Annotated in this window: 11 protein-coding genes and 1 pseudogene; 1 reads left to right on the top strand and 11 read right to left on the bottom strand. The window is 44.2% G+C overall.

Going from position 1 to position 14,357, the window contains the following annotated elements:
- Positions 1-90 precede the first annotated feature (90 nt).
- Both ACTQ9T_RS05310 and ACTQ9T_RS05305 read right to left on the bottom strand, forming a co-directional pair.
- The gene (locus ACTQ9T_RS05310; RefSeq protein WP_010200440.1) at positions 91-717 is read right to left on the bottom strand and encodes a GNAT family N-acetyltransferase; all 627 of its coding nucleotides are present in this window, start codon (positions 715-717) and stop codon (positions 91-93) included.
- A 72-nt stretch (positions 718-789) separates the two neighbouring features.
- Entirely contained in the window at positions 790-2,655 is a 1,866-nt protein-coding gene (locus tag ACTQ9T_RS05305; protein ID WP_440464297.1) for an ABC transporter ATP-binding protein, read from the bottom strand.
- Between the two features lie 114 nt (positions 2,656-2,769).
- Between ACTQ9T_RS05305 and ACTQ9T_RS05300 the strand changes: the two genes are divergently transcribed.
- Complete coding sequence (locus ACTQ9T_RS05300; protein WP_010200434.1) at positions 2,770-3,234, top strand: DMT family transporter; 465 nt, start codon at positions 2,770-2,772, stop codon at positions 3,232-3,234.
- Here ACTQ9T_RS05300 and prpF read toward each other — a convergent pair.
- From prpF to ACTQ9T_RS05255, 9 genes and pseudogenes are all read right to left on the bottom strand, one after another.
- A complete protein-coding gene (gene prpF, locus ACTQ9T_RS05295; RefSeq protein WP_440464296.1) occupies positions 3,231-4,496 on the bottom strand; it encodes a 2-methylaconitate cis-trans isomerase PrpF in 1,266 nt (421 codons plus the stop codon). The genes ACTQ9T_RS05300 and prpF overlap by 4 nt on opposite strands.
- 80 nt (positions 4,497-4,576) lie before the next feature.
- Entirely contained in the window at positions 4,577-4,837 is a 261-nt protein-coding gene (locus tag ACTQ9T_RS05290; RefSeq protein ID WP_180958073.1) for a Txe/YoeB family addiction module toxin, read from the bottom strand.
- A gap of 104 nt (positions 4,838-4,941) precedes the next feature.
- A pseudogene (locus ACTQ9T_RS05285) lies at positions 4,942-5,199 on the bottom strand (type II toxin-antitoxin system Phd/YefM family antitoxin); the annotation flags it as partial.
- Between the two features lie 258 nt (positions 5,200-5,457).
- On the bottom strand, positions 5,458-8,091 hold the full coding sequence (gene acnD / locus ACTQ9T_RS05280; protein ID WP_440464467.1) for a Fe/S-dependent 2-methylisocitrate dehydratase AcnD: 2,634 nt from the start codon (positions 8,089-8,091) through the stop codon (positions 5,458-5,460).
- A 277-nt stretch (positions 8,092-8,368) separates the two neighbouring features.
- Positions 8,369-9,508, bottom strand: a complete 1,140-nt coding sequence (gene prpC / locus ACTQ9T_RS05275; protein WP_189582089.1) for a bifunctional 2-methylcitrate synthase/citrate synthase — start codon at positions 9,506-9,508, stop codon at positions 8,369-8,371.
- A gap of 91 nt (positions 9,509-9,599) precedes the next feature.
- Positions 9,600-10,250 carry a DUF2059 domain-containing protein gene (locus ACTQ9T_RS05270; RefSeq protein WP_440464295.1) on the bottom strand — a complete coding sequence of 217 codons (651 nt, stop codon included), beginning with the start codon at positions 10,248-10,250 and terminating at the stop codon, positions 9,600-9,602.
- Positions 10,251-10,351: 101 nt separating this feature from the next.
- Positions 10,352-11,245, bottom strand: a complete 894-nt coding sequence (prpB, locus tag ACTQ9T_RS05265; RefSeq protein WP_010200405.1) for a methylisocitrate lyase — start codon at positions 11,243-11,245, stop codon at positions 10,352-10,354.
- A 361-nt stretch (positions 11,246-11,606) separates the two neighbouring features.
- Positions 11,607-12,878: an NRAMP family divalent metal transporter gene (locus ACTQ9T_RS05260; RefSeq protein ID WP_440464294.1), complete on the bottom strand. Its 1,272-nt coding sequence runs from the start codon at positions 12,876-12,878 to the stop codon at positions 11,607-11,609.
- Between the two features lie 458 nt (positions 12,879-13,336).
- Positions 13,337-14,347 carry a LysR family transcriptional regulator gene (locus tag ACTQ9T_RS05255; protein WP_440464293.1) on the bottom strand — a complete coding sequence of 337 codons (1,011 nt, stop codon included), beginning with the start codon at positions 14,345-14,347 and terminating at the stop codon, positions 13,337-13,339.
- Positions 14,348-14,357: the final 10 nt, after the last annotated feature.

Here is a 14,357-nt window from a genome sequence, read left to right as displayed (position 1 = left end):
CTTTTTAAAGCAGTCATCATTTAAAAGTAGCATACTCAATATGGAACAACCAAATTGAATTATGTTAAGAATTAAGACGTTAGCAGCCGTTTAAATCATTAAATACAGCAGACCTAAAATAAACAAAGCGGCCATAATAAACAGCAAAAATCCCAAAATTTTGGTCGTCGTTGTCGCGGTATCCGTGCTCTCTTTTTTGACTTTGTTTTTCTTAGCAACGTATAGCACCATTTTTACATGCTCGATATTGTCTTCAAGATAATGCTCGCCTTCAGGTACAAAACCCAAAGACTCATAAAAGCTGAGTAAGTAAGCCTGTGCAGAGAGTATAATCGGGCGCTTCTTACCATACTTTTTGCGGCAATGCGCAATGGCTTGATTCATCATCTGCCGTGCTAGGCCGTCCCCTCTATGCTCTGATAATACCAGCACTCTACCGATGGCAGGCATAGACGTATGATTGGTCTTAACGGCGGGATCGGCGACCGACAAATTGGACTTCAGCTTATTGAATTCAGGTGGAATGATGCGGCAATAGCCAATCAACGTTTCATTTTTATGCGCAACTAAGTGCAGACAATCAAAGTCCACCTCATCCATATCTTGATACGCACAGTTTTGTTCGACAACGAAGACCTGCGAGCGCGCTTTTAAAATATGATAGAGATCAACTGCGGTCAGCTCGTCAAAGGTTTTTATAGAAAATTCACAAGTCATAGTGGGCTAGCTTCTGGCAATAGGCGGTAAAATAATGGGCATTATAACGATTTAGGCAGGTATTAACCATTCCTAACCGTTTAGGGTCTGGCTGATCTTATCTAAGTTTAGACTATCCGACATGGCGCTAAAGATTTCAAAGTATTTGCCACGCTGGGCATAAAGTGCCTCGTGCGTACCGGTTTCAACCACGCGACCATCTTCTATCACGACCAAGTCATCAGCATCGATGATTTGGGCAATATTGTGTGAGACCATAATCACGGTTCGATCTTTTTTGATGAGATCTAGGCTTTTCTTAACTTGTTGGCTAGCGATGGCATCGAGGCTGGCAGTTGGCTCATCCAAAAACACAATAGGTGGGTCTTTTAAAAACATCCTTGCCAAGGCGATACGCTGCTGTTGACCGCCTGATAGGGATTTTGCGGTGCTCTCATAACCTTTAGATAAATTAATGATTTGCTCATGGATGGAGGCTTTTTTTGCTGCTATGATAATATCTTCATCAGTCGCATTCATATCACCATAACGGATATTTTCGCTAATCGTACCGGAAAAAATATGATTGCTTTGTAGTACCAAACCGATATGTTGGCGCAATTCATGCGTATCGCAGTCGGCTAAATTATGCCCGTCTAAGCATATCATGCCAGCATCCGGCGCGTAAAATTTTACCAATAAGCTAATAATCGTGCTCTTGCCAGCACCACTTAAGCCCACCAGTGCAGTGATACGATTTGGCTTAATAGTAAAGCTGACATCTTTTAGTGCTTGTGTACCATTAGGATAGGTAAAATCGACGTTTTTTAGCTCAATGTGACCTTTTAAATCTTTACTACTTCTGCCCGTGATATTTTCAACTTGCTCGTCATCTTCTAATATCTCAAAAAACCCTTCGGCATAGGTCAGGGCGTTATTAATCTGATCATAGATGCGATGCAATTGACGGATAGGGGCCGCGACGTTTTGGAACAGCATGACATGAAACAAAATCATGCCAATCGTCATCTCACCTTGTAACACAAAATAAGCCGTGAGAAGAATGATAACCACCACACCAATCTGCTCGATAAAGGTCTTTATCGCATCATAAATAAAACCGATACTGCGAATACGCAGCTGATTGTCGGTCATCTCTTTTTGAATGGCTAAGTGCTTTTCAGCCTCGATGGACTCGCGGACAAAGGATTTTACTACGCTGATAGAGTTAATCAGCGAGATAACCAAACCACTCTTAGCTTCTCTATAGCCACGCATCTGACGACGGAAGCCTTGCAGACGCCGCGCTTGTTTTTGGCTGATGAAGAAATATATCGGAATGATAATAAGACCAACTAAGCCTATCCAAAAATTGGTCGAAAACATAATGATGAGTGAGACGATCGCACTGGCAAACAGCGGCAGCATATCGATAAAGAAGTTTTGCACTAAACTGGTTAAGCTGCTGACGCCATAATCGATACGGGTTTGCAACTTGCCGCTGTCGTTTTCGCTACTGGTATAAAACGCCATGCGATAAGTAAGAATGCGCTCAATGATTTTTTGGGACAAGTCGCGAGACAAGTTAATACGAATCTTTTCGCCAAAAAAGCGCTGACCAAAAGAGATAAATATCGACAGTATTTCTTTGGTCAAGAGCACCGCACTAATGATGCCGAGCATGTGTAGACCAGCCTGCCATGGATCAGCAAGCGTGGCAATTTCGGTCAAGGTATCAACGGTATAACGCAGTACAAAGGCGTTGACCTGAGCGGTAAACGAGCCAAGCACTGTTAATATTAAAGTGGCAATAATTAAGGTTTTGTAAGGCGCGGCAAATACTGCCAGTTTTTTTAAAATATCCCACAGCAACGCCCGCCGTTCAGTTTTCTTGATCGGAGGTTTCTTGTCTAGTGGCTTATCTAGTGACACGCGGCTCGGTTGGGGAGAATTTGGCATAAACGCTTAACTCATAGGTATTAATATTTCACTAAATCGTATTTATATTAAATTATTGAAATAAAGTTTAGTATTATATAAAGACATTTTTTATTTAATTTTGGTGAATACCGTTTGAAAATCCTTCCTTACGTCTTAATCAGCCTTTTAGGTGGTGCTATTGTTCCGCTGCAACTGGCTATCGTCAATGCTTTTCGAGAAAGTACACAAGCCTCTCAAATACAATCTACCTTTTATTTATACTTAGGAGGTGCATTAGCTTCTTTAGTACTATCGTATATAATGAGCGGAGGTATCAAGCCGCCAATGATCGAAAACGCGACGTGGTGGATGTGGTTGCCAGGATTTTTGGGCAGTTTTTATATCTTATTCATGTTCATTGCCGCGCCAAAGATAGGCGCAGGGAATACGCTGCTTTGGGTGTTTCTTGGGCAAATGTATTTTGCCCTGATACTAAGCCAAACTGGATTGTTTGGCTTAGAGGTTAAAGCGATAGATATCTATAAAATCGCTGGCTTAGCATTAGTTACTATAGGTGGGATGTTAATGATATATGGTGAGACGAGAGTTAACGTTTAAAAAGCATCCGCTGGCACAAAAACCTCACCAACCATGATACGGCGAGCAGAGCGGCTCATCGATACCTTTTTGGCTTGCCAGCGTCCATCAACCAGTTCAGTTTTTCCGCCGACAAGCAATGTACCTGATGGATGACCAAAACGTACTTCATTAAGCTGCTTTTCAGATTGACCTTCACCAGCCGCTTGATTGACGAGCGTGCCTTGTGTGGTTGCCGCGGCAGCAATAGCAACTGCTGCTGTACCCATCATGGCATGATGCAATTGACCCATACTCATAGCACGTACGACTAAGTCAATCTCGTCTGCATCGACCGATTTACCACTAGAGGCCGTATAGCTCTGTGCTGCGCCTACCCAAGCCACTTTAGGAATGTGCTGGCTGGTCTGCGCCTCGCTCACATCTTTAAACAATCCCATTGCCACGCCGCCTGTGGCACGGATTTTCTCCAGCTTGGCAAGTAGCTCACCGTCACTGTTGATATCACCTTGCAATTCAGTACCGATAAAGCCCAAATCTTCGGCTTTCATAAAAATGGTTGGGATACCTGCGCTAATAAAGGTGGCTTTGACGCTATCAGCATCTAGACCGCAGCCAGTTACATCGAAGTCATCGACCAAGTTGCCAGTAGGGAACATATCGCTAGTGGCATCTACAGGGTCGATAAACTCAATTTTGACTTCAGCAGCTGGGAAGGTCACGCCATCTAATTCAAAATCGCCCGTCTCTTGAACTTGTACCTTGCCTTGCTCATCTTGATACACAGGCACGTGGGCGATAATGGTTTTACCGATATTCTCTTGCCAAATGCGTACTTCACAAATACCACTTTCAGCACCTTCATCGATGCTGCTAGCAATTTTGTCAGCATCAACTAGACCCATATTAATGGCACAAGCACCAACGGCCGCGGTTAAGTTCCCACAGTTTCCCGCCCAATCAATCATTGGCTTGGCGATATTGACTTGTCCAAACAGATAGTTCACGTCGTGATCTGATTTATCAGAAGCCGATAAAATAACCGTCTTTGACGTGCTAGAGCTGCCATTGCCCAAACCATCAATCTGCTTACCGTAAGGATCTGGACTACCGATGACACGTAGCAAAAACTTATCACGTGACTCGCCAGCGACTTGGCAGCGCTCAGGTAAATCAGATAATTTAAAGAAAGTGCCTTTTGAAGTGCCACCGCGCATGTAGGTAGCTGGAACTGAGATTTGTGGGGCGAATGTTGGTTCTGATTTAGAATTGGTTTGGGTCACTGTGTTAAGTCCTTTTTATATGGTTATAAGATTGGGTGTAGTTTAATCGACAAACAAACCCTAACGACTAAGAACGCTCATTAATAATGATAGCGACAAGAAATAATCGTGAGGTAATTATCATCGACGGCATAGACCAAACGATTGGCGTCATCAATGCGTCGGGACCAAAACCCTGATAGATTCTCTTTTAGGGGCTCAGGCTTACCAATGCCTTCAAACGGATTACGCTTACATTCGATGATGAGCTTATTGATACGTTTGAGTGTTTTTTTGTCTTGTGTCTGCCAGTACAAATAGTCCTTCCACGCAGCATCTGTCCATGCTAATTGCTCACTCATTATCAGACCTTTTACGTTTATTAAAGCCTTTGAGCTCAAGCATTCTCAATATTGCTATCCGTATGCTCATTGTCATCGCTGCTACCGTCACTTTTATCACTGCCTTCTGCCGTGTCAATTAGCTCACGCGTAACAGTCTTGCCAGCTTTATATTGGGCAATAGATTCCGCTAAGTGTACTGCATTGGCAGGAGATTTTAATAGATAGACGGTTTCCATCAGACTATTGTAATAGTCTAATGACATAACCACTGCATCATCAGCGTCACGGCGGGTCACGATAGTGGCGTTGGCATCATCATTTACCGTGTCTAGGACGGACTTTAAGTGCTTTCTGGCTTCTGAAAAACTAACGACTCTCATGGCTTACTCCTTTCATGACATACTCTATAACTTGTACAGTATATAGTACATATTACGCTATTGGTGAAGCAAACTCAATATTTAGCTGTTTTTCAATATTAAGATATAAGTAAGAAGGCTCAGTGTGTAGCGTGCAAACCATGTTTTGAACTAAGCTTTAACATTAGCAAATAAAAGCCGATGTCATATAAACAGGTTATACAACATCGGCGATTTTTATACTTTGCTGCTTATCACGCTAAAAACTACAGGATACCCTTAGACAATATCTAAAGTCCCTTCGATAAACTCTTTAGCAAAGCGTTGTAGCATACCGCCAGCGTTGTACATTTTTACTTCGTCAGCAGTATCTAAACGGCAGATAATAGGTGTCTCAGTAGTAGTGCCATCAGTACGATGAATAACTAGCGTCATCAACCCGCCAGCAGAGACTTCGCCCGTGACATCAAAGGTTTCTGAACCATCAATGTTTAAAGTATGACGAGTCGTACCTTCTTCGAACTGTAAAGGTAGCGCGCCCATGCCAACTAAGTTTTGACGATGAATACGTTCAAAGTCCTCAGCAACGACGGCTTCGACACCAGCGAGACGCACACCTTTGGCAGCCCAGTCACGGCTTGAGCCTTGACCATAGCCATCACCTGCGATGATGATGAGCGGCTGCTCACGGTTCATATAGGTCTCAATCGCTTCCCACATGCGCATGACTTGACCTTCTGGCTCTACGCGCGCCAGTGAGCCTTGGATGACTTCACCGTCTTCATCACGTACCATTTCATTAAGCAATTTAGGATTGGCAAAAGTTGCTCGCTGTGCCGTTAAGTGATCGCCGCGATGGGTGGCATACGAGTTATAGTCCTCGGCAGGCAAGCCCATGGTATCAAGATATTCACCAGCCGCTGAATCACCCAAAATAGCATTCGATGGTGACATATGGTCGGTCGTGATATTGTCGCCCAATACTGCCAACGGACGCATACCTTTTAATTTGTTCATCGCTGCCATTTTGCCTTCCCAATACGGCGGACGGCGGATATAAGTAGTCTGATCACGCCAGTTGTATAATGGGCTTAATGCTTTACCAGTGTCTTTTTTGGCCTCATCAAACATCGGAATATAGACGGCATTGAACTGTTCAGGCTTCACGGCTTCTGCCACGATAGCATCCACTTCATCATCGTCGAACCAGATGTCTTTTAGGTAAACCTCATTGCCATTTTGGTCTTGGCCTAATGAGTCTTTTTCGATATCAAAGCGAATATTACCCGCGATTGCGTAAGCGATAACTAATGGTGGTGATGCTAAGAAGGCTTGCTTGGCATACGGATGGATACGACCATCAAAGTTACGATTGCCTGATAAAACTGCGGTGGTGAATAGATCATTATCGATGATTTCTTTTTCGATATCAGGATCAAGCGCGCCACTCATACCATTACAGGTGGTACAAGCAAAGCCAACCACATCAAAGCCAATTTGCTGCATCTCAGACATGAGACCAGCTTCTTCTAAGTACATCTTGACGGTTTTAGAGCCGGGCGCTAACGATGATTTTACCCAAGGCTTACGTAATAAGCCTTTTGCATTGGCATTACGGGCGACGAGGCCTGCGGCAACCATGTTGCGAGGGTTAGAGGTGTTGGTACAGCTGGTAATGGCAGCAATGATAACCGCGCCATCTGGCATCAGACCGTCTTTTGGTTCAGGTAGTTTTTCGTCAGCGCCATGAGCAATGCCTTTGGCAACCAAATCCGTGGTCGATACCCGTGCATGTGGACGCGAAGGGCCAGCCAGATTACGTACGACTGCTGACAAGTCAAACTCAAGGACGCGCGCGTATTCGGCGTTTTCCATGCCATCAGCCCATAGGCCAGTTTGCTTGGCATATTGCTCGACTAGTTTGATTTGCGCTTCACTACGACCGGTAAGGCGCAGATAATCGATGGTTTGCTCATCGATATAGAACATCGCTGCCGTTGCGCCATATTCAGGGGTCATATTAGAGATAGAAGCACGATCACCAACGGTTAGCTGGCGTGCGCCATCACCGAAAAATTCAATATAAGTAGAGACCACGCCTTCGTTGCGTAGGAACTCAGCCATGGCGAGGACTAAATCAGTACCAGTAACGCCTTTTTGCAGTTTGCCAGTTAATTTTACGCCAACAAAATCAGGCAGGCGCATATAGGATGGATTCCCCAGCATGACGCTCTCGGCTTCTAAGCCGCCAACACCGATTGAGATAACACCTAAGGCATCAACCATAGGCGTATGGCTATCCGTACCAACGAGGGTATCAGCAAAGGCCACTTCACGACCGTCTTTGCCTTTTACGACTTGTACCACTGGCGACATTTTCTCTAAGTTAATTTGATGCATGATGCCGTTACCAGGCGGTACGACGTTGACGTTATCAAAGGCATATTCACACCAGTTGATAAAGTGAAAACGGTCATCGTTACGGCGCTCTTCAATGGCACGGTTTTTCTCAAACGCGTCTTCTTCAAAGCCGGCATGCTCAACAGCTAGTGAATGATCAACGATGAGCTGAGTAGGAACGATAGGGTTTACTTTCGATGGGTCACCGCCTTGCTCAGCGATGGCATCACGCAGGCCCGCCAAATCAACAAACGCTGTCTGACCCAATATATCATGACAGACGACGCGAGCCGGATACCAAGGAAAATCAAGGTCTTGCTTACCCTGAATATGCTGGGTCAATGCGGCAGTTAAGTCTTCAGGTGGGCAACGACGAACCAAGTTTTCACACAGTACTTTGGATGAGTACGGTAGTTTGTCATATGCACCCACTTCGATATTCTCAACGGCTTCACGGGTATCAAAGTAATATAAATCCGTATCAGGTAATGGCTTTTTGAATTGCTCATTCATGGGTTGTACTAGGGCGTTGTCCATAAGTCACCTTCGGCGGTTGGCTGATTAATTTAGGTTAAAATTTTTTTAGCAAAATCATTGCTATGCCGTTGTTATCGCTAATGTTGTCATTAGTAGTGCTGGCAGGCTTTGCTAAAAAAACGGTATAAATTTGCAAGGGAAATAAAGGTAAGAATAAGAAAAGGTAGGGTGCGACCTGTATACCTGAAAGTCGTTATTAATACGATGGAACACACCCTACCAAGCTAAAAATTACTCAACATTAAGTGCTAAATTAACGGGCACTCATATCTGGTACAGAACGCAACTCTTCACCAGTATATTCGGCACTTGGGCGAATAATACGGTTATTCGCACGCTGCTCAAATACATGAGATGCCCAGCCCGTCAAGCGTGAACAGACAAAGATAGGTGTGAATAGTTTGGTTGGAATACCCATGAAATGATAGGCAGACGCATGGAAAAAGTCCGCATTACAGAACAGCTTCTTCTCGCGCCACATCACTTCCTCACAGCGTACTGATACGGGGTACAGCACTTCATCACCAACGTCAGCGGCCAGTTTTTCCGCCCAACCTTTAATCACGACATTGCGTGGATCTGACTCACTATAGATGGCATGACCAAAGCCCATGATTTTGTCTTTACGAGCCAGCATTCCCATCATTTCTTCTTCAGCTTCATCAGGTGAGCTAAAGCCTTCAATCATATCCATCGCGGCTTCGTTGGCACCGCCATGTAAAGGACCACGTAAGGTACCAATTGCACCAGTGATACAAGAATGGATATCAGATAGGGTAGAGGCACAGACGCGCGCAGTAAAGGTTGAAGCGTTGAACTCATGCTCAGCGTATAAAATAAGCGAAACGTTCATTACTTTGGTATGTAGCTCGTTTGGTTTCTCACCTTTTAGTAGATGTAAGAAATGTCCACCGATGGTTTCATCATCCGTCTCGGTTTCGATACGTACATTGTCATGCGTGAAGCGATACCAATAGTTAATGATAGATGGGAAAACAGCAAGCATACGATCAGCTTGGTCGTTTTCTTCGTCGAAACTCATTTCAGTCTCAAGGTTACCGAGCATAGAGCAGCCAGTACGCAAGACATCCATCGGATGGGCGTCAGCTGGGATACGCTCAAGCACGTCTTTTAGCGGCTGTGATAGACCACGTAGACCTTTTAACTTGGTTTGATACGCATCAAGCTCACTTTGAGTAGGCAGGTTGCCATAAAGCAATAGATAGGCGACTTCTTCAAAGATGCATTTGTCTGCCAACTCTGACACATCGTAACCGCGATACGTCAAGCCTGAGCCTGATTTGCCAACGGTAGATAAAGCGGTCTTGCCAGCGACTTGACCGCGTAGTCCTGCGCCTGACAATACTTTTGTTGATGGGTTCTGTGCTGCCATGATTAAATTCCTTTTGTGGGTAGCTTTTTTGAATTGAAAAGGGAGTATTTCTTACCGTTAATTTATGACTTACTATATCGCTGACTGACAGCTATGTAGGCTGTTCAGGCTGTGTATCATCTAAATCGACATTGCAACGCTCAAACTCAGCTTCAATAGGCACATTCAATACTTCCATCGCGCTGCCTGCGCCTTCTGCATTGTTAATTTTCATGTACTTGACGCCAAGCGGTGATTCCATAAAGGTTTGGATTTCAGTCATTTCTTCTGGGGTGGGATCAGCCATTGGCGTTGCAACTTCCTCACCATTCATGACGCGCAATTGCTCATTGCCAAAAGCAATCAACTTTTCCCCTACATCTGAGGTATAAAAGTTATCCAACTCTTTTAACTCAGCATCAGTGAACTGACTTTTATAGAAGCTATCGACTTCGGCTTTGCCCAAGTCTTTGTCACGCGATTCAAGGCAGCTTACTTGCTCTGCACTGAGCGCACCGCTAGTGATAATCGGGGCGAACAACAGACTGTTGACGGTATCTAACGTAATTGTCGTCATCACAAGATCATCTTGACTGGCTGGCTGTGCAGCAGACGTATCGGCAACAGCAACGTCACTTGCATTACTGGTCGTGTCATCAGCGGTTTCTGGTGTTTTATCACAGCCTGTTGTGAATAACAAAGCGGCAAGCGTGCTGCTAAGTAGTGAAGCTTTTACAACAGAACTAGAATTAAAAAATGACATAAATAACCTAAAATTAAATAAAGACGAATTTCATAGAGATAAAAACACCCAAAGGTGATCTATCTCTACGGCGTTGCCAGGTGCTAACTATTAATGACTAACTACTTATTATCAGCGAACAAGTTATCTAGCGTTTGCTCAAATTCATGATAATTCAAGAAATCATACAGCTCCATGCGGGTTTGCATGGTATCCACAACTTTGTCTTGGGTGCCATCATTCAATAGATGCTGATAAACGTTTAATGCCGCTTTGTTCATCGCGCGAAAAGCTGATAGTGGATACAGCACCATATCAACACCGACAGCATATAATTGCTCCGTAGTATATAGATCCGTCTGACCGAACTCTGTCATGTTCGCTAGTACTGGGATATCAAGCACATCAGTAAACTTACGATACATCTCGATATCGGTTAAGGCTTCTGCAAAGATCATGTCAGCGCCCGCTTCTTGAAAGGCAACAGCGCGCTCAACGGCTGCATCAAGTCCTTCAACAGATAAGGCATCAGTACGAGCCATGATGACAAAGTCTTTATCCGTTCTGGCATCAAGAGCGGCTTTTAAGCGGTCAACCATTTCTGAGATGCTAACGATTTCTTTATTTGGGCGATGACCGCAGCGCTTTTGAGCGACTTGATCTTCGATATGTACCGCTGCCACGCCTGCTTTTTCCATTTTTCTGATGGTTTGGGCGATATTGAATGCGCCACCAAAGCCAGTATCAATATCGACAAGCAGCGGCGTATCAACCGCATCCGTAATACGGCGGGCGTCTTCTAGGACATTATCAAGGCTAGTCATACCCAAATCAGGTAAGCCGAATGAGGCATTGGCCACGCCAGCCCCAGAGAGGTATAAAGCCTGATGACCGACCTGCGTCGCCATCATCGCTGTATAGGCGTTAATCGCGCCAGCGATCTGTAATGGTTGATTGTTATCATTTTTTTGTTTCATTGCACTGCGGAAGCGCGCGCCAGCGGATGGTGAGGTCATGTCGTAGTCCTTACGTGGAGGGATAGTTTTATCTTTGTTGTTATTGATTATACCCAATTAATCACCCCTGCAAAGGCTACGCATTGAATTATTTTTTATTTATTTTAATAAGTCAATGTATCAAATTTAATATTATTCATAATACGAATAGCATTATGTATTTTATAACGATCTTCTTGGCTAACTATTCATTTTTCTCAAGCAATCAAAATTCTTATTACTAATTTTTTACATTTAGTTACAATTATTGGAAGCATTATCGCTTTGTCTATTTATCAATAGCCATTAAAAAAGCCCTAATAACTCAGCTATTAGGGCTTTTATGACATACGACTAGACGCGTTAGGTTGTCAGTGTTTGTTTAACCAAACAGACCCGCCAAATTAGCTAGGAATAGGAGCGCAAAGCCGCCTAAGAAGACTAAGCCTGCAACTGATAGCGCATTCATGCCTGCCGATAGTTTTTGATGACTACGAACCAACGAGTAGTTTAACCAGCCAAAGATAGGCGCGGAGACAAAAGCGGATATCATGGCAAATTTGAGCATAGAGCCTAATTGTCCAGTAAAGAAAGTGATAATAACCAAGCCACCACCGATGGCATAGGTCGTCCAAAAAGCAATTTGTTTTTTGGTGATTTCACTTTCGCCTTTAATCAAACGCCAGCACTCTGCATTGGCGCGACCATAGCCATCCGCACAGGTAATCGTGGTGCCAAACATACACATAAAGGCGACGAAGGCGACCAGTAATCTCGACCATTCACCAATAGTGGCGGTATACATGTTAATCAGCTGATTGATATACGCACCGCCGACCAGCTCAATCTCTTGACCCGAGCCATATTGCACAAAAACACCAAGCGATAAAAAGAACAACGCCAAAATAGCAGAAATTGAATAACCAACATTAAAGTCCAGTAACCCTTGACGCTTGGTTGTATGGTCGGCTTTGACTTTAGCAGACGTCCACATAGAGGTAATGGCGGCAAATTCGAGCGGCGCTGGCATCCAGCCCATTAGCGCGACGATGAAACCCAAGGTCGCCAAATTCCAAGGAGAGGCAGCAACAAAGTCAACGGTCATCACTGTCGGCTTGCCAGCAGCAATAATCACGGCAGCAACGGTCGCCGTCGTCAGCGCAATCATAATCCACTTGGTCAGGCCATCGAGCAGCTTATAATGTCCTGCTATCAAAAAGAACCAAGAAACGGCAACGATGATTAACGACAACGCCATCGTTGATAACCCGAGGGAGGCGGGGAGCATAAAGCCCAATATCACTGCGGCGATCAAAGAGACTGCGCCAGTACTGATGACGGCTGATAAAATGGATAATATAAAGTAAATCCACAGATAGGCTTTTGAGCGTTTGGCATAGCCAGCGATTAAGCTCTCGCCTGTGTCATAGACATAATCTGTCGCGAAACGAAAGAACGGATACTTGAAGACATTGGCCAAAATAATCATGATTGCCAGCTGCCAGCCATAGATAGCACCCGCCTGCGTTGATGAAATTAAATGCGAGCCGCCAATGGCAGCCGTTGCCATCAGAATGCCAGGACCAAAGATGCGCCAACTAAAGCCTTCCTGGGCAGTAGCGCTATCAGGGTTGTTCATACGTTGTGTGGTCATAAATACCTCGAAATGGTTAAAACGGCAAATTATCACTTACCTGTGTCAGCTTGCCAATGATCATTAGAGAATCGGTCTATCACTTGCTTAAATATAAAACGATTCATCTTGTATCGACTTTAGCACACCAATGCTACTCAGGAGAACGATTATTCTAGGGCATGCCCTCAATTCAATCGATAGGGCTCTAAATGGGCTAAAAATGGTTAAATCTTGCCAAACATCGTCAAATAGCTAGGTAATATCTCGATATTATCTGCACTATTTTCCTTGTTTGACTACAATTTACCTCATTTTTATCACCATTTTTAAAATGAGGACACACCCTAATCATTATTACTATTTGTTTGCATTGCCATTCTTTTTAGTTAGCATAATCAATCCATAATATCAAGCATTAGGATTGATTATTTTTTGGCGGTTCTTTATAACACAATATTCATTCGATAGCTGATAATTTAAGGCTCTGACACAAATTTCTGCTGCCGGTATGTGATGCCGCGCTGCTCATAGACATGATAAATGGCGACGAGCAAATCAGGTATTTTTGGATGCACAAAATCTTTGAGGGTGTGCAGAAAAATAGGCGAGGTGACGTTTTCATGAACCAAACGTTGATAGCTGATTTGTTCCGTGCGTACCGTTTGTAGGCTGGCAGGCACTAAGGTAATACCTTCGCCCGCAGCCACCAAACCAAGTGCGACTTGCAAATCGCTCACTGTGGTGGTCATAAATGGTGAAATACCATATTGTGCAAACAGATGTAGCAAAGGTTCGGTGATGGGCTCATTCAGCGGTGGCTGCTCACTATTGGCGTTTACCGCGCTACTTCCCGTATGAGCTGTTAATGTGCTTGCTGTCGTCGTCAAGACTGGCAGATGCGTTTGATGATATAGAATCAAGCGGTTATTTGCCAAATCAATCAAACGCTGCTCACGCACATGAGCCAACGGATGGGCTTTAGGAAGCGCCACCACATAACGCTCATGACGCAATAGTATCTGTTGAATCCATGCATCCTGATGAGCAAAACGACCAAAACCAATGTCAATTTCACCACTTTTTAGGGCATCCATTTGCTGATAAGAGCTAATATCCTTTAAATTGACCTCAATATCAGGATTGGATTGCTTGAGCGTTGCAATTATTTCAGGCAGTAGTCCATACAGCACTGACGGCACAAAACCAATGTTTAAGACGCTGCTTGGCGCTGATAAGCGTTGCGTCATGCTGGTAACGGTATCAATCTCTGTCAGTATGGTACTGATTTTATCGTAAAAAAACGCACCCGCTTCAGTCAAATGGAGCGGTCGATGGTAGCGATCAATGAGTACCACGCCCATATCGGTCTCAAGCTGTTTGAGCAGGCGACTCAGACTTGGCTGTGACAATCCAGTTTTAGTCGCTGCTGCGCTAAAGCTACGCAAATCTGCAACAGCAATAAACGCATTGAGCTGTTTTAAATCCATATTATTGCGC

The organism is Psychrobacter sp. ASPA161_6 (assembly GCF_051970285.1).
Lineage (GTDB): Bacteria > Pseudomonadota > Gammaproteobacteria > Pseudomonadales > Moraxellaceae > Psychrobacter > Psychrobacter glaciei.
Note: the sequence above shows the minus strand (reverse complement) of the source record. Positions and strands in the feature narration are given on the sequence as shown.